The following is a 26,102-nucleotide window of genomic DNA, read 5'->3' as shown; positions in this document are numbered from 1 at the left end:
ACCGGTCATCAGATCATCAAATTAAAATCAAGGAGACTGACGCTATGGCACACACAAAATTCCACCTCGGCTATTTCACCAAGTTCGGGGCCACGTCATGGCCCGGTGACGGCAAGGAGTTCGGGTCGGACTGGATTGACGGTTCCTATCACAAGCAACTCGCCAAGATGCTGGAAGCAGCGAAGTTCGATTTCATCTTTTTCGAAGACACGTTGATCGTTGGCGACAGATATGCCGGCTCCATGGAGCTCGATCTGAAGAACGCTACGCTGGCCCCCAAACTCGATCCCATCCCGCTGCTGCCAGTCATGGCGCAGGAAACGTCGCACATCGGACTGGTCGCTACCGCGTCCACCACATTCTACCCGCCCTATCTGCTGGCCCGACTACTTTCGACCGTCGATTCCCTTACGGGCGGGCGCGCTGGCTGGAACATGGTCACGTCCAGTGAGAAGAACGCGGCCCTGAATTTCGGCATGGACAAGCTGCTGCCGCCTACGGTCCGCTATGACATAGCGGATGAATATGTCGAACTGGCCAAGAAGCTGTGGGATTCGTGGGAAGAAGGCGCGCTGGTCGCTGACCCTGAAACAGGTGTGTATGTCGACCATAACAAGGTTCACACCATCAATTTTGAAGGTAAGCATTTCCACTCGCGCGGCCCACTGAACACGGTGCGGTCGCCGCAGGGCTATCCTGTCCTGTGTCAGGCCGGTGCATCGGAACGCGGCCGCGAATTTTCGTCGAAGAATGCGGAAGTTGTTCTGGGCATGATGACCGGCGGCGTTCCCGGGATGAAAGCCTATCGCGAGGATATTCGGCGGCGCGCCGAAGCGCAGGGCCGCAACCCGGATGATATCAAGGTCATCTTTCTGACGCCCGTCAACATCCTTCCCGAAGGGGTTGAGAAGCAGGAAATGACCGAAGCTGAAAAGCAGGCGTCGTTCGAGCATAATATCGTCATGGCCTCCTCCTCGCTAGACGTGGACTTTTCGCTCTATGACCTGGACGTGCCCGTGCCGCAGGACATCGTTGCGGGCGGCCATACCAGCGCGCTCGACCATATGAAGAAAGCCGGGCGGGAAGAAGGCAAATCCATCCGTGACCTGTTCTCCATGGGCCAGGGCGCCAGTGGAATGGACTTCAGTGGCACGCCGGAGCAGGTCGCCGAAAAGATGATGGCGGTCATGGATGAAGTCGGCGGCGACGGCTTCCTTATCGAAGGATCGGGCTATAACCGCCAGCTCCCCGATCTGCTCAACGGCGTTATTCCCGCTCTGCAAAAGGCCGGTGCGGTTCGCACCGAATATCGCGGCACCACATTGCGCGAAATTCTGCGGGAGTTTTGACTCTGCAATCGGGCGGTTCGCAGTTAGCCGCCCGGTTTCAAGCCTGCCGCTACCCATGTACTCTGGGTGGTGATTGTAGCGGGGTATCGAAGGTAACAGCTTGCGCCGAGGTAGGCCATTCGCGATACACGAGATAAGTCATACGCTTGGATGGTGCCGCTGATGTCTCCTTATGGCTGCAGTCCGGTAACCGAGCGGCACGGGTCGGCGCGCTGCACCCATCTGTTATCGGGCGAATGGCAGGATGCGTCCTGATCTGACATTTACACCAGAGCAGGGGGAACGCCGATGCTGCGAAGGGTTTCGGGCGCTTGCGTACGAAAGCCTCCAGTGCAGGAACCCGCGGGGTCCTTTGGTCGGAAACTGCCTCTGGGATCAGGTTCGGTGAATGGCGGCTTTCCTGTCTTCGCCTCTCTAAACGCCAAATTCCGCAAACGGCCGGTCGCGCTCGAACACCTGCGTCCACTCATTTCGGCTAGCGTCTGGACAGATCAAGGTTTGTCCGTCATCCTTTCATCAAGCTGGTGATTTCATGGCCAGCAGGGATACCCGTGGTAAGGGGTGTGGGAAAGCTTCAGCTGGTCTGGCAGGAACATAGGAAATTTGCCGCTTTTAGCGCGGGAATACTGATCCCTCCCTCTCCGCCATCTTTCCTTGATTTTATTGGATATTCCATCAAATCAGGGATTGGTTCCCTAAACCGCTCCCCGATAGCGCGCTTGCTTAAAGCCGGACGATAGCGGCCTGATCCGAACAGATGCGCGTCCACAGCGGACGTTCTCGCCAATCGTCAGGAAAACCCATAGCAGCAAAATCACCCGTTGGATTTTCTGCGATCAGACGCGTCAATCGATGGGGCCAATCCGATTCTGGGGCCACTTTTTCCCATTGAATGCAACAGCATCGTCAGTGTGTTGTAGAGTTTGCGATCAGCCTCGGGGGCTATCGTTTCCGCAAGGTTGGCCGGAGTCTGTGCGATTGGGAAAGTGACGGTGAAGCGCCGGTTCCAAAGGCGGCTATGGTGTGCGCAAATGTTCCGCACCGTCGCAAGGTGATGCATCAAGCCCTGAAACACTCTGTCATCAAAGCCGATCCTGCGGGCAATTGCCTTGCGGTCTGCGCGTCCCCCTAAAGCGGAGAAGAATTTGGAAAGCAGGCCAAAGGATATAAACTCCGCAGCCATCCAGACAGGCGGCAAAGTGGGATTGTTATAGGTTCGCTTGTAATGATCGACGAACACGTCATGCGAGCGATCATATTCGGATTGTAGCTGGGCCAGGTTGGCTTGAAAGCGATCCGTGCGCGGATACAATGCCGCATTGAGATAGCCATGCGGCCCATAGACCATCGCCATTTGGTGCGCCCATGCACCGCGCGCCGCGACCTCTATCCGCTCCAACGCATCCATAAGCAGTAGCCTAAGACGGCGATCAAACTCGTAAAGGGCGAGCACCACTTCCAGTGTTGTGCCTGCCTTGAACACGTGATTGCCGGATTCGGGATCAGCTTCGTAATAGAGCCAATAGGCCCGCAGCCGATAATAACTGATATGACTGAGCGCCCATGTGGCTTGCTGGGCATTTTCGATCACCATTCCGCGCTCTTGGAGCAACGCGATTTGATCGGGAATTGACTTGGAGGGCTTGTTGAAATGGCGCATTGTCGGCTTATGCGCGAACCAAGGCTAAAAACAAAGTAGCCCGCCATGGTGCGCATCGTTGAGAGGCGTGGCGGGCTTTGTTGAGCTCGATATATCCACCGATTCCCAACAAATCAATAACGGGCTGTTGCGCTTCGTCGCATCCAGCGGACCGGATCGCCAATGGGCGCGATCAATTCGGGAATGCAAACCGGTGCCAGCCGTGGAAGCTGGAACCCCCTACACCGAACGCGACAAATCGCGGCTGGAAATGGCGGAAAGTCAGGGCATCCGAGAGGTGACAGCTTCTCCGTCAAAAATGACGGGCCACGGGCGCGTGACCAAAGATGGCCAATTTCGGGCGTTCCGGACAAATCAATTTGCCGTCAATGATTGCCGCGCGCCAAAGCATGAATTACGCATTCGCCAATGCGGGGGGGGCAGATGGTAGCAGAGAAAAAGGGGCTGGTGCGAGCGGTTTGGAACGGCCCTTTCTATATTGGCCCGTTGTCTCGCCCCGTTTCAGTTGGGGACGTGCTGCTAAAGACGCTCGAAACCCTTTGGCGGGCGGTCCTTTCAATCGTCGTTCTGCTAGTCGTGGGCGGGCTGGGCATTGCCGCATGGGTGCAGGTCATTGAGCCGACGTTTTTCCCGCCCCTGAAAACCCAAATTAACGCGACCGCGACATATGACGACGGCTCTGCCAAGTTACCGCCTGCGATTGGCGAAAAGCCTTTCAGATGCTCGCCAGACTACCCGATCAGGGTAGCATTCAAGAACAACTCCAAAACTACCATTGGGCATTTGGACTTCTCGATTGAGGGACGGCCAGCCAACCGATCCGACAACGTGGTGGACGGGGCATCATGGCGGCAAGCCGACACCATTATTCCCGCCGGTTACACTTGGCAGTCATGCTGGGCGGTTTCGGTTGAACAGGGACTTTCCCCCAAAACGCTGGACTACAAGATAAACATTTGGGGGGCGACGGAAGCGGATGCGGATGCGCAGTTCAAGCCCGTTCCCCCCTCTGCAAGCGCCAGTCCGGAGCCGGTCGCGTCAAATGCTTCGCCCAGCCCAAGCCCGTCCCCGACAGTCACGCTGGGAACGATCAAAGAAACCGACTGGCAAAAGATTGGCATGGGCTGTTCATGCTCATTTTCAGTCGGGACGCCGCGCAAAGAGAAGTTGATAGCTGGCGGCGACGGCCTGACGTTCTTCCGCCTTAACGGCAAAGATCACCTCTGCACTGCCCCCGATACTCAGGCAATGTTTGACGGCCCGGTGTCAATGTCGTGCGGCTCAGCAGCCGTGCAAGTGACTCCCTATGGGAAGGTCCAGCCGGGAGAGGATGGCCACAGTTCAAATGCCCGTCTGCATATCGCGGATACCTCGGGGACACTCAGCTTAACGGGCACGTGGGGATGCGGCTGCTAGGGTTACGCGCTGGCTTGCGCGCATACATGCGCGCGGAATGCGCCAAACAATCCCTGTATTTTTTCAACTCCAAGAGTCCCCGCGTTTCAGGCGACCCAATTTGAGGTTTTCCAGTGCCCGCGCGCGGCCCTCTGGTGAGCGTGGCCCGGTGGATGCGCCGCCGTGGAATTTGCATCGTCCATTGGCGCAAAGCGTAGTGGATCGGCATAGCCTGCCATCCTTTTTCCTCGCGCCGCACGTCAGCCCGCGAAGGTAGCCCGGGCAGCTTCGCACGTATCGGCCTGCCGCTTGTGCCGCCTCGGCCTCGGCCCACCACTGGCGGAACAACTGCCGCTTATCGTCGTCGGGCAAGGTTGCCGCATATGCCGCCCATTGGCGCTCTACCTCAGCAGCGCGATGGAACAGCGCCAAAATATCGGCCACGCCCTTATAGTGCCTGCCCATATATTTCCTTCCTCGCGCGCACGCGCATATTGGGGTGTAGAAATTACCGTCCCCCGGTATCGCCCGACCCTTCGCAACAATCGTAAGGCTCCCCATCGCCACAGGTGCAGCGACGTCGGGCATCATTGGCCAGCGCTGCCATGAATGCCGGATCGCGCGCTATAGCTGCGACGATTAGCCTGAGCGATGGCGTGGGTCTGGCTCCCTGTTCAGCGTCGCGGACGACCGAATAGGACAGCGCGAACCGTTCCGAAAATTCCCGCTGGCTCAGCTTGAGCCGCCGGAAGCGAAGCCGGAACAGGTGGCGAGCGAAGCCGCTCTTTCCGAAGTCGGGATCAAAAACATCCGCCTTGACCTTTTGCTTCGTCATGGATCACCTCATTTCGTGAAAATGCGCTTGGGGGTCACTGACAAAACCGACGAAACCCCCCTTTTGTCAGTTTTGTCAGTTCCTGCCGGAAGCATTCAGCCCCGCATGGCCTTGGGGTTTGGCAGGTAGAAGGTCGACGGACGCCCGCCGCGCTCGCCTGCATTGGCATCGCGCGCGCCGATCCAATCAGCATCAAGCAATGCCTCCAGCCCGGCGGCTATCCTTTGCTTGTTGTTCAGGCCGGACCAACCCTTGCGCTGAATATCCCGCGCGGTGAATGGGCCTGCCAGATCGCCCCTTTTCACCCGCCGCCAGATCGAGCGCGCCGCCTCCGCATTGTCGATCGACAGGGACGCATAAGCGCGCCGTGCATGGGATTCGAGATATTCCGCCCAGCCGATAGCCTGCCGGGTCGCCGCCGCAGACACGGGGCCGAAGCCATTATTGGCCAGATGGCAGACCAGCGCCAGACGGGGAACAAGGCCGCGATACTTGGATAGATGCGCGATCATCGCCGGGGCCATGTCATCGCCGCGCAAGGCTTGCTCCAGCCCCTCCCGCCATGCGCCAAACGCCTCCTGAGCATCATCCGCAAAGCGAAGATAGGGAACGCCGTGGGGGCCGTCGAACTCGTCCCACTGCGCGCCAAGCTCGCGCACGTCGAGGCTGGCAAGATCACCATAGCATTCATGCGCCATCCGCCGCGCGTCACTATCGGGGAAGCGATCAGCTTCGCGGAAGTCGCCTGAAAAGTCTGGCCATGCGAGCAATTGGAGGCGCTGCACCATGCCATCGTCAAAGCGGTTGAGGCTATCGCGCACATATCCGGCAATCCGGCTGGGCTGCGTCGTGCCGAATACCGACAGATTGACCGCTGGAATGCGGACAGTGCCGCGCATGATGCGGTCGAAGGTGTAGCCCTCCAGCCCGCCCCATCCTGTCAGGAAGAATCCGCGCGCCGATGTTTTCTCCGGATTGTCCAGATCGGCAAACAGCGACAGCAGTTCGTCGCGGTGAACCATGATCCCGTTCGGATTGGCCGCGCAAATCTCTCCCAGCTTCTCCGCCGTTGCATCACTGGTGAGATGCCGCCGCATCGGTGGCGATTGTGGCTCCGCCACGGCTTGCAGAACCGCCATGGCAGCGCCGCGCCCTTCCTGCTTGAGCGACTGCCGCGCGTTCTTTTCCGCGCCCTCGCGCTCCAGCTTGTAGAGCGATTCGGCGGCCTTAAACTCGGCCACTGCCGCCTCATTATCCGCCGCCGCCTTAACCTCCAGCCGCCTTATCGGAGACAGTGCCTCGCTTGCCGCTGGGCTTTTCATGCTGCCGGGGCGCGCGACGACACAGCCCCACAGGTTGCCCACCTCCAGCCAGTCAGTGCGCCTTTGCGGGCGGATGCCGATTCGCCTGCCGATCAGCGCGCCAGCCGAAACCATGGCGGGGATCGCCACAAGATCGGGCGGGCAGTTCATCCGCTCGGCAATGTCCTGCACCCAGCCCCGCAACTGGCTGGGCAACAGGGTCGGATTCATGGGCAGGACGGACGGCAATTCGTCACGAAGCGGAATCGGATCGGGCCAAATGTCCAGCGGCTCCGCCTGTGTCAGCCGCTCTTGCAGCGTCGGGTTGGTCGCCATTATCGCTCCCCCCTCAGTTCATCGTTAAAGTCTTTGAAGCCCGCCGCCGGATAGATGATGCGGACGGAAAGCCCGCGCATTGCGAAGGCTTGGGCGGCCTTGCGTGCGGCCTGTTCCCCTGCAGCGTCGTTATCAGCGCCGATGACGACGGATCGAATGCAGGACGGGAAGCGCATGGCTGGCAACATACTTGCGCCAGCCGCCACCCATACCGGGCCGCCGATCATGGAAAGCAGCGAAAGGCCATCTTCCGGGCCTTCGCAGACTGTCACCATGCCGGAGCCGTCCAGATCGCCCAGACGGATAGCGCCACCCGCCACCGTGCCCAGCGACAGCTTGGCCTTGGGCAGATCGGCTTTTCCCTTGCCGTCCGCCCGCAGATAAATGCGCTGGATACCGATCACGTCGCCCGCAACGTCCCGCACCGCCGCAATCAGGCATGGCAATGGATTCGATTTGCCATAGGGAAGGCGCGAGAATCGAATGTCGGGCGGGAATGGGGGAAGGATGCCCCGGAAGCCCAGATAGGACTCAGCGAGCGTCCCAGCGGCGGGAATAGCCCTTTCCCATATCGCCAACGCCTCGCCATTGCGCGCGGTCCGGTCGGGTGGCGGTAGTTTGGGGATGTCGGCCTTGGGCAGATCGCCAGCGCCAAGGCGGCGGGCGGCGTCGACCATGCCCAGCCCGTAATGCTGCATCACATAGTCCAGCACGTCGCCCGATACACCGCAGCCAAAGCAATGGAACCGCTCGCCATCGGCAAAGACGGTGAAGCTGGGCGAACGGTCGGCATGGAAGGGGCAGCACCCCTTCCACTCATTTCCGCTCCGATGAAGGCGAATCTGTGCGCCCACGATGGCCTGCAGGGGATTGTCCCGGCGGATTGCGTGAATGTCGATCATAGCGCCGCCCTCCCCTTTTCTGTCAGGCGAAGCACCGCAGCGGCCTTACCGGATGGATTGCGGCGACGTGCGCCGGTCGGCTCGACAAGGCCCATGGCCCGCAATTCGGAAAAGCGCGGTTGCAGGCTTTCGCGGGCCACTTCGGCACAAGCGACGGCTTCCAGCACCGTTGCCTCGCCCAGCATGTCCAGCGAGCGCATGGCGACGCGGCGAAGGTAGGAAACGCAATGCTTCATCGCCTCGGCTGCGTCTTGGCTGGTGCCGTCCGGTCCTTTCGCGCCGGGTGTCTCAGGGTAGCGATCAGCCATGACCATGCCCCCCAAATGCCAAGGCGGTGAGCATGACGGCCTGTTCCGGGCGAACGCCGTAGCTGCCAATCAGGTGTTGAGCACGATAGGCGGAAAGGGTAAGAGCATCCTGCGTCCAGTCGCCAAACGAAACGCGGGAACCCCGGCCCTTTGTGGTCGGGTTTTCTTTGCGGGACATGGCTTACACCTCCCCCGCGATCAGCGCATGAAGCGCCTCGGCTGGAATGATGGTCCTGCCACCGACGCGAACAGCGCGCAGGCGGCCAGCCGAAATGTGATTGTAAAGCGTGGTCCGGCCGAGGCTGGACGCCCGGCATGCTTCCCGAATGCTGTAACCGATCTTCGGGGGATCGTGCTTGATAGACTGCATTGCTGTGGTCCCACTTTGCGGAGGCGGGATGCCTTCGCTTCGTGGGACGACCAATTAGAACGGGTCCGGACAGCTTTGAATCGACAAGAATAGAGAATAATCGGGCGGGAAAATTATTCCCCATTTCTCCCGGCACGATATGCCCGCGAAAGACGGTCCACCTTCGCTTCGAAACTCGCACCTTTTGCTTGGTCGGCAAACAGTTTTGCAGCGGAGGTTGCATTCAATGCCGGATCGGCTTCGATTGCATTTCGCATTTCGTCTAGCAGAGGTGCGTCGGCTTGTTGAAAGCCGGTGCCTTTGGTTCTACCGCGACGTGTGGGCGAAACGGGCGCAATGGACACCGCTTTCGATTCCTCATCATCCGGCTGGAATGTGGCGACCAAATCGTTGCGCCTAATGGCCACATCGAAAGCCCAAGCCGCCAACTTTTGCTTGGCGTCCACAAGCACCGTTTCGCCATCATGCCAGACTACGGCACCGCCGCGCCAAATGCTCGGCTCTAGGTCGGTCGCCACCGCGCCTTTGCTCAATCGACCGGAGGTGCCGACTTGGCCGCACTGAATTGCGTTCAACAGGTCCGCCTCGGCTTCCCTCCCTGGCTCGCAGAATTGCGTCGCCATGAAGGCTTGAGCGCCAAGGATAATAGTCGGATCACGGTCGCCGCCAACCCGCCCCCAATATCGAAGCGTCGCAATGTTCTTTGGGTCGCGGCTTCCGATCCATGCGATTGCCTCCGGCCACGTCCACCATTCATCCCGACTGGCCAATTCGCCGAGTCGTTGTAATTCAGGCAAACTTTCGGACCCAAAATCTTCCCAGACAATCGGGCCATTGTCCGTTTGCGCGGAGTTACCGGCGACTTGGCTGGATTGCGGCTGGAACCTTGTCAGCAACTCCGCACGATCTACGGTGACATGCATGTAAAGGTCGCCGCATGCGCTTGCGCGTAAGTGGGAGTCATTGGTTGCCCGATACCACCGTTTCATGCCCTTTCCGTAATAGAGATGGTCATGCCCTGTAATCAGGACTTGGCGGTAATCTATGAGCGCAAGCGGGTCGATTTTCTCCGTGCGCTGTCCCTTGTCGCCGTAGGATTCGACATGCCGCCCGAAGAACGTCACCTGCCTATCAGCACCAGCCTTTAACAGCGCCGCCGACGCATCCTCAATTTGCCGTTGCGCGGTCTGCAAATCACCGTCGCAAAGGCGCTCCCATTGTATCGCGCGATCCAATCGCTCGGCATCCAGCGCAAAGCCGAATGCTATCCACGTCACCGCCTCAGAAAGTGGCACATGAGCGCCGCCGGACGGTAGCCGCTGAGCCAGAGGTTTGGGTTGGTCGGGCGCGTTCGCAACATCGGTCATCGGCAATCCTTCGACGCCAAGCGCGTCACCTGATGCTAACCAGCCCTCAAATTCCGGAAGGGGAATTGCCCAGCCGGCACCGCTCCACGGCTGCCAGTCGTCTGGCCAAAATGGGTCCAGATCGAATGGCCCCATAAAAAGTGCATTCCGGAGAACGGATTTGCTGCCGAAAGCGGACTGGGGCAGTTCCCGGAACGACCTACCGTTAAACAGAGAGGCGGGAAGTCGCTTGGTCGATAGCGCGCGTTGGAACGCCGAGATCAATCGTTCCGATAGTTTCTCGGACAACGTGTATTCGTCGGGTGATTGCCCAAAGTGCGGCCCCCAATAGTCCGCGTTGACTGGATCATGCCACGGGGCCGGATCGCAGCCGTTGAGCCGCTCAAGCAGCAAGCGGCGAAGGCGATCAAATGCTAGATGCCCGTCAATCCAACCGGCAGGCAGCCCCTTGACCCAGCCGGAATCCTCGTTTTCGTCCATGCCGCCTCCCTAGCGGTTCCCCAAAGGTGAGCGGGGAAGCGCGTGGGATGCGCGTTTATCGGCTGGCCTGCCTATCCCCCTGACAATATAGTAGAAGCGCGGAAAATTTCATCGTGCTTGCCGAAATTCAGATATATTTAGGAACATCGGCTAAGGGCAGCATGTCGATGGCCTGACAAGGCAGGGGGAATTAATATGAAGCGGATAATCGCTGCGATTTTCATGGTTGCTATTGCTGCGCCCAGCTACGCAAATGATTGGGAGAAATTTTATAAGCCTTTGCCTTTTGCGGCTCAGCGCATCCCAGCCCAAGGCGAGCCGGAACAAGTTCCAAGCACGGGCGATGCGGATCGGGATTTGGAAAGCATGTGGCGAAATGGATTCGCTCCCATTGGTTTTAGCTCATTCAACTCTCCTAACAGTAAAACTGCTGATGCTGTTAGATTAGGTAAGAAATTGAAGGCGAACTATGTCATGATCGGGACAAACCTCGCATCATCTACTACAAGTTCTGTGCCCATGACATTACCGAAAACTACAACTTCGGTCAGCAATGGCAATGCGTCAGTTTATGGATCGAATGGCGGTTACGCCTCGGGCACCTATTCAGGCACCACAACAACATACGGATCGCAAACCACTTATATTCCTGTCACCATCAATCGTTTTGACAAACTCGCGGTATATTTCGGTGAAGTGCCCAAGATGGGCCTAGGGATCATGTCGAGGGATTTAACGGCACAAGACGTGGCAGCAATTGAGACCCGGCGCGCTCTTCCAGTGAGGTTCGTGCGGGATGCTTCGCCAGCTTACGTTTCGGACCTCTTGCCGGGTGACATTATCACTCAAGTCAACGGCCAGCCGTTTAGTGACAGTACATTGCGTGCGGCGGTACTGGCGGCGACCCCCTTCACAGTCCATGTCTATAGGAATGGCCAGTATCGCGACATACGCATAACAATTCCGGAAGGTTGGCAGGTTACGGCTTCGGCACCATAGGCGCGCCGTTTCCACTATTTCACTCCGTCAGCACGGATGGGAAAAACCTGTGCGCCCCCCGCGCCCACTGTGGCACAGAAATTCGCCCAATCATCCATGAGGCGACGGCGCTTGTCGAACAAGTCGCCGCGCCGGTAAGCCCGCTCAACTTTGTTCTCGATGGTGTGCGCCAAGGCCATTTCGGCAACCTCATGAGCATAGCCGGTGCATTCGGCGGCCCAATCTCGAAAGCCCGACCGGAAGCCATGCACGGTTACGTCGACTTCCATCCGGCGCAACAGCATTGTCATGGCCATGCCTGACATTGCCCCACCCCTTATTGCCGGGAACAGCCATTCCTTGTGCAGTTTCTCCGTCTCTTTTAAAATCTCCACGGCCCGCGCCGATAGGGGAACGCGATGTTCCTTGCCCGCCTTCATGCGCTCGGCTGGAATCGTCCAGATGGCCTTGTCCAGATCGACCTCACCCCATTTTGCGCCGATCACTTCCCCGGTTCGGGCAGCGGTGAGAATTGTAAACTCCAATGCCAGTGCAGCCATCGCCTCGCGCGCGCGTATCTGCGGCACAAAAGCAGGAATAGACTCATAGGGCATGGCCTTGTGATGGCCGCGCGTAAGGCGGGAACGGGCCGGGAGGATTTGCGCGATATGGCCGCGCCAGCGGGCAGGGTTCTCCCCATCGCGATAGCCCCGTGCCTTCGCGGCATCGAGGATCGTTTCCATGCGACCGCGAACGCGGCTGGCTGTCTCGGCCTTGGCTTTCCAGATCGGCTCAAGGATTTTCAGGACGTGCGCGGTGCCGACCTCGGCAACAGGCAAGTCCCCGATCACCGGATAGACATAGGTGGCGAGGGTGTTTTTCCATTGCTGCCGATGCTTGTCATTGCGCCAGCTTCCCTCATACGTGGTGATGTAGGTCTCTGCCACGGCCTTGAATGTTATCCCGGCAACCTGAGCCGCCTGAGCCGCTGCCATGGCCTGAGCGGCTTCCCGCTGGCGCTCCTCAAGGGGATCGGTTCCAGCCTTCACCTTGAGTCGCAATGCCGATGCCAAATCGCGGGCAGTCGACAACGCGATGGCATCCGCGCCAGCCGCAGGGCCAAGGCCAATATCTCGCGTCTTGCCATTGAGCATGAAGCGATAGACCCACGACTTCGCTCCGCTGTCCTTCACCAGCAACCGCAATCCGCCGCCGTCGACATGGCTTCCCGGTTTGGCGTTCTTCACCGCCAGCGGAGTGAGCGCATTGCTGAGCTTCTTGGGCATTGTGGCTCCTTATCAGGGAACCGAACCTGTCAGAGCCTTGCCGGGTTGGCGGAAATGGCAGACGTTCCCCTAAACGTCCCCCGATAATAGCGCGGTTTTAGGGGAACGCAATGGGACGCATTCGGACGGGTAAAGCGCACGACTTCACTAAATCACGCTATTTTAGTCAATTTTATGGAGGAATACGAATGCATTTGGACAGTAGTTTGGCGGACTGCCTCTCCGCCAGTTAATATCAAAAGCTCCGTACCCAGCCGGGTCAGGACCAATATTGGTTCAGCCGTTCCGCCGCCTGGTCGATCGTGCCGGGATCGCCTTCGCCTGTCAGGGCATAGGACATGTCGCCGCGTCGCCAGTAGGCGACGGACTGGTTGCCTTCCCGCACCGTGTCGGGGATGGCGGGGGCGTCGCTTTTCTGTCGTGTCGCGAAGATGGACAGGCGCTCGCCCGCGCCGGTTCTGATCGCGACGATAAGAGCGGGACTTTTCCCCGCCGGGAAAAGCTGGACGTCGGTCACGTTCCAGTCGGCGGGCAATGTGGGCAGGAAGATGTGGGTTCGCGCCAGAAGCTCGTGATGGTCGAGTGCCTGCCCTTCGATTTGCGAATCCATGTGCGCCCGGATCAGTGCCACCCGGTGAGAGGCGACTGCCATATCGACATAATCGGGCGGGCTAGGCCCGGTCGCCAGCAGCAATGCCAGCGCGGCTGCTGTTCCGGTCCCGCCGACCGTCGCTGCCCTGCGCCAGAAAGGCCGGGCTTTGGAAGGGGCAAGCGCTGCGCTGTCGTCGAGCAAATGGCCGGAGAGCTGTTCCTTCCTGTGCGCCAGCAGACGGAGCCCCGTCCGCGTGCTGAGGTCGGCCATCACCCGCGCCGCGAGGTCAGGGCGGGCGGCAAGATGCGTTTCCACGGCAAAGCGTCCGGCATCGTCCAGTTCATCGTCGATATAGGCGTGCAATTCGTGATCGGCGGGCTCCTCAGTCATCCTGTCCTCCAACCAGACGCAACGTCGCCCGCCCATCGACGCTGCCAGAGTTCCGCAAGGCCGCACGCGCCCGCGCCAGCCGTGACATGATGGTGCCCACCGGCACGTCGAGTACCTCGGCCGCTTCCTGATAGGTCAGGCCTTCGACAGCGATCAGGTGCAGGACCGATCGATGATGGTCCGGCAGCGCGGCGAAGGATTGCCCCAACTGGGCGAGCTGCACCCGATGTTCCTGCCCGGCATCGACATGCGCCATCACCGTTTCGGCAAAGCGCGCGTCGCGCCGCGCCTCGGCGGCTTCGCGCCGTTTGCCCGATATGAAGACATTGTGGACGATGGCGAGCAGCCATTGGCGCCTGCTACGGCTGGGGTGAAAGCTGTCCTGCCGCTCGATCGCGCGCACCAGCGCATCCTGGACCACATCGTCGGCGTCCTGATCGTCGCGCGCGAGCGAACGGGCGTAGCGGCGCATGGCGGTGAGGTCGTCGCCGATCGGGCCGCCGGTCCCGCTTTTCAGCCAGCGCATAACATCAGTTCCCGGGCCATGACGGACGGTAGGGCATCCGCCAGGCAATCGGCATAGGCTTGATGAACAGGCGCAAGGGCATCGTCCCAATCATAGCGGTCGGCAGCCGCGCTGGCCATCGCGCTCATGCGGCGGCGGCGGCGGGGGTCGCCGATCAAATGTTCGACGGCGGCGGCATAGGCGGCGGCTTCTTTCGGTTCGACCAGCAGGCCCGTGACATCATGGGTGACAAGGGCGGAGGCGCTCGGCACGTCTGCCGACACGACGGGTAGTCCGCTCGCCATGGCTTCGAGATTGACGTTGCCAAAGGCTTCGGTGACGCTGGGATTGATCAATATGTCGGCGCTGGCGATGGCGGTGCCGAGCGCTTCCCCCTCCAGATGTCCGGCAAAGGTCGCATTGGGCAGGCGTTGCGCCAGCCAGCTGCGCGCCGGCCCTTCTCCCACGATCAGTGGACGCAGCCCAGGGTGACGCTGACGCAGAAGCGCGATCGTCTCGGCAAAGACGTCCAGCCCCTTTTCCAGGACGAGGCGGCCAAAGAACAGCGGCACGACATCGTCGCGATCATAGCCATAGGCCGAGCGCACTGCGTCCGATCGGAGCGACGGATGGAAGCGCGCGCGATCGACACCCCGGCCCCATATCGAAATCTTTGCCTCTCCATAAGCGGTGGCGAACTCATCGGCGATGGGCAGCGTCGGCGCCAATATGCGGTCGCATCGGCCATAAAAGCGGTCAAGATAGCGCTCGATCGGCTTGCGCAGGAAGGACAGGCGATAATAGTCCGCATAGGTTTCAAAGCGCGTGTGCACGCTGGCGATCACGGGCAGATCATTTTGCCGGGCGTAGCCGAGCGCCTGCCATCCAAGCCAGTCGGGCGCGGATAGATGGATGATGTCGGGGGCGAAGCTGTCGAGATCGGCGCGCGCGGCGGACGTAAGGCCCAGGGCCAGCCGATATTCGGGCCGTCCCGGCAAGCCGAGCGAGCGAACGGCCTGGATATCTCCAACGGCGGCGAAGGCGGGCTTTGGCGCGCGCGGGGTGTAGATGCGCACTGTTACGCCGTGCCTCGCCTGAAGATAGTCCACTAGCCGGTTGAGCGCCTGATTCGCGCCGTCCCGTACGCAGTCATAATTGCCGGAAAAAAGGGCGACCCGCATTGGCCGCTTTGCATCTCGGGCGGCGATCGGCGGGCGGGGCGAGCGGTCGAGGTGGAGAAGCGTTGCCATGATGCGACGCTTACGCGCGTCGTCGCGCTTTTATTCCGGGTCACCTCCTTTTTCGACAGACAGCATAAGCTTGACTGATCGCGGGCGGGAGACATCCCGTTGGCCACTGGCGGGCGCAGCTTTCGTTCTGTAGCGCGATGATTGCCCTAATATGGAGACGATAGATCCTTGGTTAGACCGCCGATTTCTGCTGCCCTGTTGCGCTTGCTTGCCCTGTTGTTGATGGTATTTCCGGTGGCGGCGTGGGGCGTGCCGGGCAATCGGCCGACGCGCGGCTATGCGCGCGTCGCGATCGAGACGTCGGTTGGCACGATCGTTGTCGCGGTCGACAACAAGCGGGCGCCGCGCACTTCGGCCAATTTCCTTGCCTATGTCGATGATGGCCGATTCGATGGTGTCACATTCTACCGGGCGGCGCGGCGTAAGAGCGATGCAAGGCTGGGGCTGATTCAGGGCGGGATCGATACCGATGCGCGCCGGTCCCTGCCGCCGATCCCGCATGAGCCGACCAGCAAGACCGGCATCCGGCATCTTGATGCGACCCTGTCGATGGCGCGGCCTAATCGGCCCAATTCGGCGATGGGCAATTTCTTCATCACGGCGGGGGCGACGCCCAATATGGACGCGCGGGGGGATTATATCGGCTATGCCGCTTTTGGCCATGTGGTCGCTGGCATGGATGTCGTGCGCCGCATCCTGGCCATGCCGACCTGTTGTGGGTCGGGGCCGATGCGGGGGCAGATGATCGTGAAACCGGTGACGATCATTCGCGCCAAGAGGCTGGATGGAACGGCGCGGCCAACGCGTGGAGTGAAGCCATGGCTGATCGGCTTGCGGCGCAAGACAGCTTCCTGACATTTTCTCTGTTCCGGGCAGCGTTCAGCCGTCAGGATGAGCGTTGAAAGGAGAGTGCCATGGCGGCGGGACGCATCAGGGTAGGTATTGGCGGATGGACGTTCGAGCCATGGCGCGGCACCTTCTATCCCGAAGGGCTGCGGCAGAAGGATGAACTGGCCTATGTCGGCCAGCATCTGACCGCGACGGAGATCAACGCCACCTATTACAGCACGCAAAAGCCCGCGACTTTCGCGAATTGGGCCAAGGCGGTGCCGGACGGATTTCAGTTCGCGGTGAAGGCGTCGCGATACTGTACCAATCGCCGCGTGCTGGCGGAGGCTGGCGAGTCGATTGCCAAGTTCGTGGGGCAGGGGATCGCGGAACTCGGCGACCGGTTGGGTCCGATCCTGTGGCAGTTCATGCCGACCAAGAAATTCGAGCCGCAAGATTTCGGTGCTTTCCTGAAGCTGCTGCCCGACAGCGTCGATGGCGTCCGTCTGCGCCATGCGCTGGAGGTGCGGCACGAAAGTTTCGATGATCCTGCTTTCCTGCAACTGGCGCGCGATGCGGGCGCGGCGGTGGTGCTGGCCGATCATGATGAATATCCCGCCATTGTCGGCCATGATGTGGGCTTTTCCTACCTTCGCCTGATGCGCACGCGGGAGGAGGAAGCGACCGGCTATCCGCTTAAGGAAATCGACGGCTGGAAAAAAAGAGCGAAAAGCATGGCGGATGATGGAGATGTCTTCGTTTTCTTCATCAGCGGCGCGAAAATCCGGGCGCCTGCCGCCGCCCAACGGATGATTGTTGCTTTGAAGTAACAACGACTGTTGCGTTTGCTGCAACTGCGAACGCGCCCTTTGCGATTGAGGCAAAGGGCGTGATCCATCATATGCGCTCTTGTCCAAACAGGGCGCAAAACAAAATTGCAGGAAACGAAACATGCGGCACACTATGCAGGGCGTTGCGTTGATGGTTGCGGTCGGTGCGCAGATGCTGACCTTCTACTCGGTGCTTTTCGCCTGAGCGATTAATCGCTCCCCTTCATTCCTCGTCTTCGGGGAATTTCAAAAAGGCCGCCCGGCTATTGTCAGGGCGGCTTTTTTATCGCTAGCGATTATATGCAATGAGCCATCCTTTGCTATTCGTCTACGGGTCTCTCCGGCCCGGATTTTCAGGGGAGATGGCTCGCTGGCTGGCATCGGTGGCGGAATTTGCGGGTGCTGCCATTGCGAGCGGCGCGCTTTACCGGATCGATTATTATCCCGGCTTCGTTCCCGGTGATGACGGAATTGTCACGGGTGAGCTGTACCGACTGCCTGATCTTGGCGGCATCCTTGCCATTCTTGACGAGCATGAGGAGTGCGCGGCGCATTTTCCTGCGCCTCATGAATTTGCGCGGGAGCAGATTAAGGTCCGAAGCGCGACGGGGTCGGTTGATGCATGGACTTATGTCTATGCGCGCGATGTCGCGGGGCTGGAGCGAATCGCGAGCGGCGATTTCCTGGCCTGACCGCTTGCGCTGAGCGAACGGGCCGATAATCTGGGCGCCGGGGGGCTATGGAGAGGAAGCGCGATGAGCTGTGAGAATCCAGAACCCGGCCCCATGGATCGCCTGCCCGAAGACCGCAGCTGGATCGACAGCACAGGGCTCGACCGGCGCAAGCTGCTGATGACCGGCGCCTTCGCGGCTGGTTTCGCCGCCGCATGCCGCCCGGTGTCGAGCAGCGCCGTGCAGACTTCGGGCGAGGGGCTAGTCCAGGAGACGGTATCGATCGCGGTGAGTGATGGCTTTGCCATGCCCGCCTATGTGGCGCGGCCGGAGAAGGCGAAGAACGCGCCGGTCATCGTCGTGGTGCACGAGGTTTTCGGCGTCCATGAATGGGTCCGCGACATGTGCCGCCGCTTTGCGCGGGAAGGCTATTATGCGATCGCGCCCGATCTGTTCGCGCGGCATGGCGATGCCACCAAGATTGCGGATATCCAGCAGCTGATCAGCAGTATCGTGTCGAAGGCGCCCGATGCGCAGGTGTTGTCCGACATCGATGCGGCCTATGACTGGGCGGGCAAGCATGGCGGCGACGCTACCCGGCGGGGCATTACGGGTTTCTGCTGGGGCGGGCGGATCGTGTGGCTTTACGCCGCGCACAGTGCGCAACTGGATGCGGGCGTCGCATTCTATGGGCGGCTGGTCAGCGAGAAGACAGCGTTGCAGCCGGTGAGCGTGGTGGAGCGGGCGGCTGCACTGAAGGCGCCGGTGCTTGGGCAATATGGCGGTTTGGACAAGGGCATCCCCGTCGCTGATGTCGACACGATGCGGGCAGCGCTTAAGAAGGCGGGAAAGTCGCCGCCGGATGCGATTACGGTCTATCCGGAGGCTGATCACGGCTTCATGGCGGATTATCGGCCGAGCTATCATGAGGCGGCGGCTAAGGAGGCCTGGGCGGCTACGCTGGCGTGGTTTGGGCGCTATGTGAAGGGCGAGAGAAAAGGGTGATTGCCGTTCGTGTCGAGCGAAGTCGAGACATCGGATGCGCCAGCGCTTCTCGACTTCGCTCGAAGCGAACGGAGGTGGGAGAGACGGAGGAGGGGTTCCCTATTTCGCCTTCATCGCTTGCACGGCGGCGAGGGTGCTCTTTACATGGCCGGTATAATTCATCTCGCTATGGACGAAGACGATCCGGCCATTGGGCGCGATGACGTAAGAGGTGCGGTCGGTTATGCCCGGTGCCATCTTGAGCGCGACATCATAGCCCTTGATGATGTCTGGCCCGGCCGAGGCGACCGCGAACTTGCCCGCGCACTCCTTGGTCGAAAAGGCGACAAGGTCGTCCACCGGATCGGCCGACATGCCGATCACCGTGGCGCCCGCTTTCCTGAAATCATCGATATGCGCCGCGAACTCGCGTGCCTCGGCGGAACAGCCGGGGGTAAAAGCCTTGGGGAAGAAATAGAGGACGACCGGCCCATGCTTCAACTGGTGGGACAGGGTGAGGGTGAAGGTCTTGCCCGCCCGCGCGCCGCGCGTCGTGAAATCGGGCGCCTTCGCACCGGCAGACAGCGCCGCGTTTGCGCCGGTCGATCCCAATATGGTGGCGGCAAGGGCCATTGCGATCATCGCGCGCTTCATCATCATCCGTCTCCATCCTTTGCGGCAGAGCAAGGGTGATGGCCCCAAGCCGTGCCGCTGGCAAGCCTGTAGCTGGAACCCTTCACCGCCCCGCCGGTTCATTACGGATGCGCCTGCTTTTCGCCATGCCGTTGCTGTTGCTCGCCTCCTGTGACGACAAGGGCGGGGAAAAGCCCCGGATGTCGACCAACATTGTCGATGAGCAGGCGACCTATGATGTCAGCAACGAGACACCGGCGCAGGATGAGACGCTGGCGGCGGGCAATGAGACGCCGCCCGAAGCCGCCGACAACGCATCTGTTTCCGCCGCTGCTGACAGGACGGGAACTGCGTCGCGTGCTGGCGCAATTCCTGCGGTGTTGCAGGGTAACTGGACGGGCCTTAACGACCGTTGCGGCGATCGATCGGCTGAACTGGAATTGAAGGTCACGCCGGACAGCCTGATCTTCCATGAAAGCGTCGGGACGGTGACGGGGGTTGCGACGGGAACCGGCGGCAAGGTGAAGGTCGATGCCGCCTTTACCGGAGAGGGCGATAGCTGGACCAAGAAGCTGGAACTGCGCCCGTCGGCCAATGGCCGCGAACTCACCATCATCAATGACGGGACGGCGGTGACGCGCAAGCGCTGCTGAAGCGCTTTCCGTTTTCCTTCTGCATCGTTAGAGCGGGGCGATGATCGGCCGCCTGACCTTGAGCGATTTCCGCAACCATGCGGATGCGCTGATCCTTCCCGATCACGCCTTCATTGTGCTGACCGGCGAGAATGGCGCGGGGAAGACCAACATATTGGAAGCGGTGTCGATGCTGGCGCCCGGACGCGGGCTGCGCGGCGCTGCGCTGCGCGACATGGCGCGGCAGGGTGGGCCGGGCAGCTTCGGCATCGCGGCGGAAGTGGACGGGGTGGTGCTGGGGACCGGCACCTCGGCTCAGGCGCCCGATCGGCGGCAGGTGCGGATCGGCGGCGTCGCGTCCTCGGCCAACGCGCTGGCGGATCATCTGGCGATCGTGTGGCTGACCCCGGCGATGGACCGGCTGTTCATGGACAGCCCCGGCGGGCGGCGGCGGTTTCTGGACCGGCTGACGCTGGCGCTGCATCCGGGACATGCGGTGCATAGCGCCCGCTATGAGGCGGCGATGCGGGCGCGCAACCGGCTGCTGTCTGACCTGCCGCGCGCTGACCCGTCATGGCTGTCGGCACTGGAGGCGCAGATGGAGGAGCATGGCGCGCTATTGTCCGACGCGCGTGCTGATCTCGTTACGCGGCTGGGCGTGGAACTTATTGGACAGCCCGATGAGCCCTTTGCCCGTCCGCTGCTCGCGATCGACGGGGAGGAGGAGGGCGAGGGGCCGCTTGCGCAGCGGCTGGCGCGGGAGCGGCGGCGGGATGCTGCGGCGGGGCGGACTTTGTCAGGGCCGCACCGGCAGGACCTTTCCGTCACCCATGCGGCAAAGGGGCAGGCGGCGGCGCTTTGCTCCACGGGCGAACAGAAGGCGCTGCTGTTGTCGATCCTGCTTGCCCATGCCGCGCTGGTCGCGGCTCATCGCGGCCAGCCGCCGGTCTTGCTGCTCGATGAAGTGGCGGCTCATCTCGACCCGTCGCGGCGAGCTGCGCTGTTCGGCCGGTTAAGGGAAACCGGCGGGCAAGTGTGGATGACGGGAACGGAAGATAGTCTTTTCAACGAGTTGGGCGTAGCAACAAGGTTAACGGTAACGGCGGGCCAGCTTTTTCGTTCCGCAGGTTAACCCGCCTCCGCAACAATTCACCGCTTGGCGCTTCTCAACTCATCGTGGCTCTGCGCTAAAGACGCCACGGGATTGATAACGCACAACAAGTCGGGGGTCGTTTCATACATGATCGGTGCTTTTCGCGCATTTATCGCGACTGCCATGCTTGCGCTCGGCGCCCTGATCGTGACCCCTGCCGCCGCTGGCGTTCTGCAGTGCGCACCCTATGCGCGCCAGATTTCCGGCATCGCACTTTATGGTAACGCCAACACCTGGTGGGGTCAGGCCGAGGGCCGCTACGACCGTGGCCATGAGCCGCGCGAAGGCGCTGTGTTGGCATTTGCCGCCAGCCGTTCCATGCCCGTCGGCCATGTCGCCATGGTCAGCAAGGTAGTCAGCGATCGCGAAGTGCTGCTGACCCATGCCAACTGGTCCTATCGCGGCGGTATCGAGCGCAATGTGCGCGCCATCGACGTGTCGCCCAACAATGACTGGACCGACGTGCGCGTATGGTATGGCCCGATTGGCGGCCTTGGCCTGCGTTCGAACGCCGCCAAGGGCTTCATCTATCCCGGTCATGCCGGTGAGGCCGCGCCGGTCCAGATCGCCATGGCCGATCGCGTGAACCCGGCCGCTGCCGCCGCTGGCGCTGCTTTCTGACAGTTTAACCAGTTCATAAGAGCCGCCGTATAGTCTTAACGGCGGTGGGGCGATTCTCAGTGGTTTGAGGTCGCAAAAAGATGTTTCGATATGTTCGCGGGGCGGCTTGGCTGCTGGCGGCGCTGGTCGCCACGCCGGTATTCGGCGCAACCGCTTTGCAATGCGTGCCCTATGCGCGGATCGTGTCCGGCGTGAATATCCGGGGCGATGCGTTGACCTGGTGGGATCAGGCGCAGGACCGCTATGCGCGTGGGCATGTGCCCCGGCGCGGCGCCGTCATGACCTTCCGTCCCTATGGGCCGATGACCCTTGGCCATGTCGCGGTGGTCAGCAAGGTGCTGGACGACCGGCGCGTGCTGATTCGCCATGCCAACTGGTCGGTGCCCGGCGCGATCGAGGAAGATGTGCTGGCGCTGGATGTCTCCGACGCGGGAGACTGGAGCCAGGTGCGTGTGTGGCACAGCCCGACCGGGCAGATGGGCGCGCGGGCCAATCCGACCTTTGGCTTCATCTATCCGGACAAGCCGCAGTTGCATGCGTTTGAGCCCGATCCCGCGCTGGGTACGAGCGTGCGGCTGGCGAAGACGGATGCGGAGGATTGGAAGCCGACAAAGGCGGTGATCAAGGCTGACGGAGAGGAGCCGTCTCTGCGCCTTGCGAGCCTTGGCCGGTCATTGCGCAAGGCCGTGCATGAGCCGAAGCTGGAGATGGATATGCGGGCGATGCAGTTTGCGGATGCCGCGCCTTCGGGACGATCGCTGCGCGACATCATCGCCGATGTGAAGCGGGATGCGCGGCTGCGCTAAAGCTTCGTGCTTTAAATCGGCTCCACCTACTAATACCGTTCGCCCTGAGCTTGTCGAAGGGCTTTCCTTCTTTTTAGGAAGAGGAGGACTTCGACAAGCTCAGCCCGAACGGGGGTGAGGTGACTTGGCTTATTCCGCGTCGGCGGGCTGTTCCTCTTCGCCATCGGCTCCACGCTCGAACCATGCCTCTACCGGGCCGGAGAGCTTGATCGTCAGCGGCTGGCCGTGGCGGTCCTTGGTCTTGCCGGCGGCGACGCGGATCCAGCCTTCCGAAATGCAATATTCCTCGACATCGTTGCGGACGCGATCCTTGAAGCGGATGCCGATGCCCCGTTGCAGCACGTCCATGTCGAAATGGGGGCTGCGCGGGTTGGTGGAGAGGCGGTCGGGAGGCGTGTCGCTCATGGCTGTTTCAGATCCTTCGTTTCGCGCCGCCTAGCCTTTTGGCCGCGCCGCCGTCAACCGGGGCGCGTCGTCCACGTCGCAGAAGATGCGCCGGATCACCCCCTGTTCCAGCCAGGAGGCAAAGCGCGTCTCGGCATCGGCCAGCCCGGCGAAGGGGTAGGCGACCGGCTGGTCATTGACGGCGCGGCTGGCGTGCACCAGCCGGATCATGGCGTCGGGCGCGGTGGTCAGAATACGGCCGCGCCGGTCGGTCGCCGCGCTGTTGACGCCGATGACATGGCCATCTTCGGCAAAGACGGGGCCGCCGCTGATCCCGGACAAGGTGTCGTCGCTTTCGGGTAGGCGCGCGACTTCTGCCCAGGCGAGTACAGGCTGGGTTTCCTCCGTCCGTCCGCGTCGGGCGCTGGCCGCGCCGATCAGTTCCGATACGACAAGCGCCGCGTGCCCGGCAGGAAAGCCCATGTGGAAACCGAGCGATCCGGGCGCGGGCACGCGATCCGATAGTGGTAGCGCGTGATCGCTGGGCAGGCCGTCGCGGACCAGCGCGGCGTCAGCTTCCCGGCTCTCCACGATGCGGGACACGGCGCGGGCGACGCCACCGTCCTCCAGCCCGATCCGCGAGCAGTCATGGGTGACATGTTCGGCGGTCAGCCAGGCGCCGTCCCGATCGACGGCAAAGGCAGTGCCCATGCTGTCGGACGGCGCGGCTGCTCGATCCTCGATCACGAAGGCTTCATCGCTCCATTGCGGCATAGGGCGCCGGGGCGATCGGGGATCGAAGCTTTCGACCCGCAGCGGGGTCGGTTGCGTCACCTCACCGATCCAGGCGATCGTCAATATGACGCCCAGCATCAGCGGCAGGCAGCCGACGCTCCGCCGCGCCATGGCTTAGCCCGCCACGGCCGCCGCCGTCAGGCAGGCGATCGCGACCTTCATCATGGCAAGGAATATGGCGGCCGACCGCTCATTCGCTTCGATCCGCGCTGACAGGGAGCCGAGCAGGAAATCGACGAAGCGGAAGGCGATAAGTTGCAGGATCAGCGTGACGCTGCCCCAGATGATCACGTCCCAGACATTGACCGACCCGGCAAGGCACAGCGCCAGAGGGATGGTAAGACCGATCGCAGCGCCGCCAAGCGATATCGCCGCCGCTTCATTCCCGGCGCGGATCAGGGCGAATTCGTCGTGCGGGGTAATCCACATATAAAGCGCCAGCGCCGCAAGCCAGGCCAGCGTGGCGGAGACGAGGTGCAGCAGGAAGATGGGGAGCCCGGACAGCAGGCTCTGGATGACGGGCATGGGATCGCTCATGCCGCAAAGGATGCCGCAACCTGATCCCCGCTTCAATCAGGGATCGGGTTGCGGAAGTGTTTCTGTGCCCGGCTTCGTGCGTTTGATCGGCACTGCTTCCTATTTCCGTTCGCCCTAAGCCTGTCGAAGGGTTCTTCTTCTTTTTAGGAAGTAGAGGGCTTCGACAAGCTCAGCCCGAACGGGATTAGGTGATTCAGATTAGAGGCACGATGCTCCAAGTCGGGCAGCTATGCCTCAGCGGCAGATGCGCACGCGGACATCCCGGTCGCGATAATAGTCATAGCGCCATTCGGTCCAGCAACGTTGGCGATAGCGATAATGGTTGCGGCGTCCATCGCGCCAGTAGCGGCGGTCATTGTCCCAGCGACGGTAGTCGCGCCTGTCCCAATCGCGGTCATAGCGCCCATCCCGCCAGTCGCGGTCGCCATAGCCATAATAGCCGCCGCGATATTGCGCCTGGGCGGGCGCGGCAGTCGCGCCCAGCGCGGTAATCGCCAATCCGAGCGCGGTCGCGCCCTTCACGAAGATGTTCATTTCCTCTCTCCTCACGAGCACCCCCGGACGCATGGCGTTCAGTGGGGCTACGGATGAGAAGATGCACTTGGTTGACTGAACCGTCCGGGAACGGGGCTGTCAGCCAGCGTTCAGGGGGACTATTTGCCGCGCAGTTCGTCCTCGGCAGACACCATATAGTCGCGCGTGATCGGCAGGGATCGGCGATTGCGCGCATATTGAACCTGGTAGTTCACCATGCTGCCATGTTCGAAAACCGTGGCCGCGCCCGCCAGATAAAAGGTCCACAGGCGGAAGAAGCGCTCATCATAAAGGGCGACGATATCCGCCCGGCGCGCCATCGCGCGGGCATACCATTGGCGGATGGTCAGGCCATAATGCAGCCGCAGCACTTCGACGTCCGTCACCATCAGGCGCGTACCCTCACTGCCCTGGATCATTTCGGACAGGGCGGGGATGTAGCCGCCGGGGAAGATATATTTCTGGGTGAAGGCGTCGGTGACGCCTGGTCCATCAACGCGGCCGATCGTGTGGATCAGCATCACGCCGTCGGGCGTCAGAAGATCGCGGCATTTGTCGAAGAAGGTGCGGTAATGGGCCGTGCCGACATGTTCGAACATGCCGACCGACACGATCCGGTCGAACGGCCCCTCTATATCGCGATAATCGATCAGCTCGAAACGGACATGGTCGGCGACGCCCGCCTCCTCCGCCCGTTGCCGCGCGACTTTCAACTGCTCCTCCGACAGGGTGATGCCGGTCACATCGACGCCGCAGGTGCGGTGCAGATAGAGGGCCATGCCACCCCAGCCGCAGCCAATGTCCAGCACCTTCATGCCCGGCTTCAGATGCAGCTTGGCCGCGATATGGGCTTTCTTGTCCTCCTGCGCCTGTTCCAGGCTGATCTCCGCCTCATTGTCCGCGTCGGGGAAATAGGCACAGCTATATTGGCGGTCGCGATCGAGGAAGAGGGCGTAGAGGGCGCCGGACAGATCATAATGATGCGCGACATTCGCCTTTGACCGCGCGCGGTGATTGGCGCGCCAGAGCGTCTGGCGAATCGATTTGAACCCGCGTTTCAGCCGCCCCTTGTCGCTGATCGACTTGCCGCTTTCCCAGCTGTTGTTGGCGCGGATCAGCGAGATCAGTTCCATGATCCCGCCGCCTTCGATTCCGACGCGCCCGTCAATATAGGCCTCCGCCATGCCAAGGCGCGGGTCCTTGATGATGTCGAATGGCACGCGCGCGTCGCGGAATTTCAACGCGAGCGAGGGGAAGGCCGGGTCGGGCGTGCCCGCTGTCACCTTCCTGCCGTCATGATAGATGATGGTCAGCTGTCCCCGTGTGACCAGCCGCTTGATGACGCGATCGAATAATTTCATGGGCGGCAAACTGTCAGGTCATGCGGCGC

General features: G+C 61.3%; 30 protein-coding genes. 11 read left to right on the top strand and 19 right to left on the bottom strand.

The genetic code is table 11. From position 1 onward, the window contains the following. The first annotated feature begins 44 nt into the window (after positions 1-44). A complete protein-coding gene (locus tag IZV00_RS10890) occupies positions 45-1,349 on the top strand; it encodes an NtaA/DmoA family FMN-dependent monooxygenase (RefSeq protein WP_196224665.1) in 1,305 nt (434 codons plus the stop codon). Between the two features lie 814 nt (positions 1,350-2,163). On the opposite strand, the gene IZV00_RS10885 is transcribed toward IZV00_RS10890, so the two are convergent. Then, positions 2,164-3,009, bottom strand: a complete 846-nt coding sequence (locus IZV00_RS10885) for an Abi family protein (protein WP_230463183.1) — start codon at positions 3,007-3,009, stop codon at positions 2,164-2,166. A gap of 423 nt (positions 3,010-3,432) precedes the next feature. On the opposite strand from IZV00_RS10885, the gene IZV00_RS10880 reads away from it, so the two are divergent. Then, positions 3,433-4,425 carry a hypothetical protein gene (locus IZV00_RS10880; RefSeq protein WP_196224664.1) on the top strand — a complete coding sequence of 331 codons (993 nt, stop codon included), beginning with the start codon at positions 3,433-3,435 and terminating at the stop codon, positions 4,423-4,425. Positions 4,426-4,488: 63 nt separating this feature from the next. On the opposite strand, the gene IZV00_RS21535 is transcribed toward IZV00_RS10880, so the two are convergent. The 8 genes from IZV00_RS21535 to IZV00_RS10845 form a co-directional block, all read right to left on the bottom strand. Beyond that, on the bottom strand, positions 4,489-4,869 hold the full coding sequence (locus IZV00_RS21535) for an HGGxSTG domain-containing protein (RefSeq protein WP_443020045.1): 381 nt from the start codon (positions 4,867-4,869) through the stop codon (positions 4,489-4,491). 43 nt (positions 4,870-4,912) lie between these two features. Next, complete coding sequence (locus IZV00_RS10875; protein WP_196224663.1) at positions 4,913-5,239, bottom strand: hypothetical protein; 327 nt, start codon at positions 5,237-5,239, stop codon at positions 4,913-4,915. A 95-nt stretch (positions 5,240-5,334) separates the two neighbouring features. Next, positions 5,335-6,876 (bottom strand): YfjI family protein, encoded by a 1,542-nt coding sequence (locus tag IZV00_RS10870; RefSeq protein WP_196224662.1) that lies wholly within the window; start codon positions 6,874-6,876, stop codon positions 5,335-5,337. Further along, positions 6,876-7,778, bottom strand: a complete 903-nt coding sequence (locus tag IZV00_RS10865) for a DUF7146 domain-containing protein (protein ID WP_196224661.1) — start codon at positions 7,776-7,778, stop codon at positions 6,876-6,878. The genes IZV00_RS10870 and IZV00_RS10865 overlap by 1 nt, the downstream gene beginning before the upstream one ends. Then, complete coding sequence (locus IZV00_RS10860; protein WP_230463182.1) at positions 7,775-8,086, bottom strand: hypothetical protein; 312 nt, start codon at positions 8,084-8,086, stop codon at positions 7,775-7,777. Before IZV00_RS10860 ends, IZV00_RS10865 begins: the two co-directional genes overlap by 4 nt. Further along, positions 8,079-8,264 carry a hypothetical protein gene (locus tag IZV00_RS10855; protein ID WP_196224659.1) on the bottom strand — a complete coding sequence of 62 codons (186 nt, stop codon included), beginning with the start codon at positions 8,262-8,264 and terminating at the stop codon, positions 8,079-8,081. The genes IZV00_RS10860 and IZV00_RS10855 overlap by 8 nt, the downstream gene beginning before the upstream one ends. A 3-nt stretch (positions 8,265-8,267) precedes the next feature. Next, positions 8,268-8,456 carry a helix-turn-helix domain-containing protein gene (locus IZV00_RS10850; RefSeq protein WP_196224658.1) on the bottom strand — a complete coding sequence of 63 codons (189 nt, stop codon included), beginning with the start codon at positions 8,454-8,456 and terminating at the stop codon, positions 8,268-8,270. Positions 8,457-8,569: 113 nt separating this feature from the next. After that, positions 8,570-10,303, bottom strand: coding sequence for a hypothetical protein (locus IZV00_RS10845; protein WP_196224657.1), 1,734 nt, complete (start codon positions 10,301-10,303; stop codon positions 8,570-8,572). 195 nt (positions 10,304-10,498) lie between these two features. On the opposite strand from IZV00_RS10845, the gene IZV00_RS10840 reads away from it, so the two are divergent. Next, positions 10,499-11,302 carry a PDZ domain-containing protein gene (locus tag IZV00_RS10840; protein WP_196224656.1) on the top strand — a complete coding sequence of 268 codons (804 nt, stop codon included), beginning with the start codon at positions 10,499-10,501 and terminating at the stop codon, positions 11,300-11,302. A gap of 14 nt (positions 11,303-11,316) precedes the next feature. On the opposite strand, the gene IZV00_RS10835 is transcribed toward IZV00_RS10840, so the two are convergent. The 4 genes from IZV00_RS10835 to IZV00_RS10820 all read right to left on the bottom strand — a co-directional run bounded on the left by IZV00_RS10835 (position 11,317) and on the right by IZV00_RS10820 (position 15,304). After that, positions 11,317-12,567 carry a tyrosine-type recombinase/integrase gene (locus tag IZV00_RS10835; protein WP_196224655.1) on the bottom strand — a complete coding sequence of 417 codons (1,251 nt, stop codon included), beginning with the start codon at positions 12,565-12,567 and terminating at the stop codon, positions 11,317-11,319. A gap of 259 nt (positions 12,568-12,826) precedes the next feature. Then, complete coding sequence (locus IZV00_RS10830) at positions 12,827-13,549, bottom strand: anti-sigma factor family protein (protein WP_196224654.1); 723 nt, start codon at positions 13,547-13,549, stop codon at positions 12,827-12,829. Further along, the gene (locus IZV00_RS10825) at positions 13,542-14,075 is read right to left on the bottom strand and encodes a sigma-70 family RNA polymerase sigma factor (protein ID WP_196224653.1); all 534 of its coding nucleotides are present in this window, start codon (positions 14,073-14,075) and stop codon (positions 13,542-13,544) included. The genes IZV00_RS10830 and IZV00_RS10825 overlap by 8 nt, the downstream gene beginning before the upstream one ends. After that, positions 14,063-15,304: a glycosyltransferase family 4 protein gene (locus IZV00_RS10820; RefSeq protein WP_196224652.1), complete on the bottom strand. Its 1,242-nt coding sequence runs from the start codon at positions 15,302-15,304 to the stop codon at positions 14,063-14,065. The genes IZV00_RS10825 and IZV00_RS10820 overlap by 13 nt, the downstream gene beginning before the upstream one ends. A 222-nt stretch (positions 15,305-15,526) precedes the next feature. On the opposite strand from IZV00_RS10820, the gene IZV00_RS10815 reads away from it, so the two are divergent. The 4 genes from IZV00_RS10815 (at position 15,527) to IZV00_RS10800 (ending at position 18,638) form a co-directional block, all read left to right on the top strand. Further along, positions 15,527-16,159, top strand: coding sequence for a peptidylprolyl isomerase (locus IZV00_RS10815; protein WP_196226618.1), 633 nt, complete (start codon positions 15,527-15,529; stop codon positions 16,157-16,159). A 59-nt stretch (positions 16,160-16,218) separates the two neighbouring features. After that, positions 16,219-16,962, top strand: coding sequence for a DUF72 domain-containing protein (locus IZV00_RS10810; RefSeq protein WP_196224651.1), 744 nt, complete (start codon positions 16,219-16,221; stop codon positions 16,960-16,962). 305 nt (positions 16,963-17,267) lie between these two features. Then, positions 17,268-17,654: a gamma-glutamylcyclotransferase family protein gene (locus IZV00_RS10805; RefSeq protein WP_196224650.1), complete on the top strand. Its 387-nt coding sequence runs from the start codon at positions 17,268-17,270 to the stop codon at positions 17,652-17,654. Positions 17,655-17,717: 63 nt separating this feature from the next. Then, positions 17,718-18,638, top strand: a complete 921-nt coding sequence (locus tag IZV00_RS10800; protein WP_196224649.1) for a dienelactone hydrolase family protein — start codon at positions 17,718-17,720, stop codon at positions 18,636-18,638. A gap of 99 nt (positions 18,639-18,737) precedes the next feature. Here IZV00_RS10800 and IZV00_RS10795 read toward each other — a convergent pair whose 3' ends face one another. Continuing rightward, entirely contained in the window at positions 18,738-19,271 is a 534-nt protein-coding gene (locus IZV00_RS10795; protein ID WP_196226617.1) for a peroxiredoxin, read from the bottom strand. A 107-nt stretch (positions 19,272-19,378) separates the two neighbouring features. Between IZV00_RS10795 and IZV00_RS10790 the strand changes: the two genes are divergently transcribed. The 4 genes from IZV00_RS10790 (at position 19,379) to IZV00_RS10775 (ending at position 22,462) form a co-directional block, all read left to right on the top strand. Further along, a complete protein-coding gene (locus IZV00_RS10790) occupies positions 19,379-19,903 on the top strand; it encodes a hypothetical protein (RefSeq protein ID WP_196224648.1) in 525 nt (174 codons plus the stop codon). 40 nt (positions 19,904-19,943) lie between these two features. Next, a complete protein-coding gene (recF, locus tag IZV00_RS10785; RefSeq protein WP_196224647.1) occupies positions 19,944-21,014 on the top strand; it encodes a DNA replication/repair protein RecF in 1,071 nt (356 codons plus the stop codon). A gap of 108 nt (positions 21,015-21,122) precedes the next feature. Then, positions 21,123-21,656: a CHAP domain-containing protein gene (locus tag IZV00_RS10780; protein ID WP_196224646.1), complete on the top strand. Its 534-nt coding sequence runs from the start codon at positions 21,123-21,125 to the stop codon at positions 21,654-21,656. Positions 21,657-21,736: 80 nt separating this feature from the next. After that, complete coding sequence (locus IZV00_RS10775) at positions 21,737-22,462, top strand: CHAP domain-containing protein (protein ID WP_196224645.1); 726 nt, start codon at positions 21,737-21,739, stop codon at positions 22,460-22,462. Positions 22,463-22,591: 129 nt separating this feature from the next. Here the strand turns inward: IZV00_RS10775 and IZV00_RS10770 are convergent, their stop codons facing one another. From IZV00_RS10770 to IZV00_RS10750, 5 genes are all read right to left on the bottom strand, one after another. Next, on the bottom strand, positions 22,592-22,867 hold the full coding sequence (locus IZV00_RS10770) for a DUF3297 family protein (RefSeq protein WP_196224644.1): 276 nt from the start codon (positions 22,865-22,867) through the stop codon (positions 22,592-22,594). Positions 22,868-22,897: 30 nt separating this feature from the next. Continuing rightward, the gene (locus IZV00_RS10765; RefSeq protein ID WP_196224643.1) at positions 22,898-23,752 is read right to left on the bottom strand and encodes a S1 family peptidase; all 855 of its coding nucleotides are present in this window, start codon (positions 23,750-23,752) and stop codon (positions 22,898-22,900) included. 3 nt (positions 23,753-23,755) lie between these two features. After that, positions 23,756-24,178 carry a DUF350 domain-containing protein gene (locus IZV00_RS10760; protein WP_196224642.1) on the bottom strand — a complete coding sequence of 141 codons (423 nt, stop codon included), beginning with the start codon at positions 24,176-24,178 and terminating at the stop codon, positions 23,756-23,758. A gap of 234 nt (positions 24,179-24,412) precedes the next feature. Beyond that, entirely contained in the window at positions 24,413-24,712 is a 300-nt protein-coding gene (locus IZV00_RS10755; RefSeq protein ID WP_196224641.1) for a hypothetical protein, read from the bottom strand. A gap of 119 nt (positions 24,713-24,831) precedes the next feature. After that, positions 24,832-26,073 carry an SAM-dependent methyltransferase gene (locus IZV00_RS10750; protein WP_196224640.1) on the bottom strand — a complete coding sequence of 414 codons (1,242 nt, stop codon included), beginning with the start codon at positions 26,071-26,073 and terminating at the stop codon, positions 24,832-24,834. Positions 26,074-26,102: the final 29 nt, after the last annotated feature.

Source organism: Sphingobium sp. Cam5-1, from assembly GCF_015693305.1.
In the GTDB taxonomy this organism is placed as follows: Bacteria; Pseudomonadota; Alphaproteobacteria; order Sphingomonadales; family Sphingomonadaceae; genus Sphingobium.
Note: the sequence above shows the minus strand (reverse complement) of the source record. Positions and strands in the feature narration are given on the sequence as shown.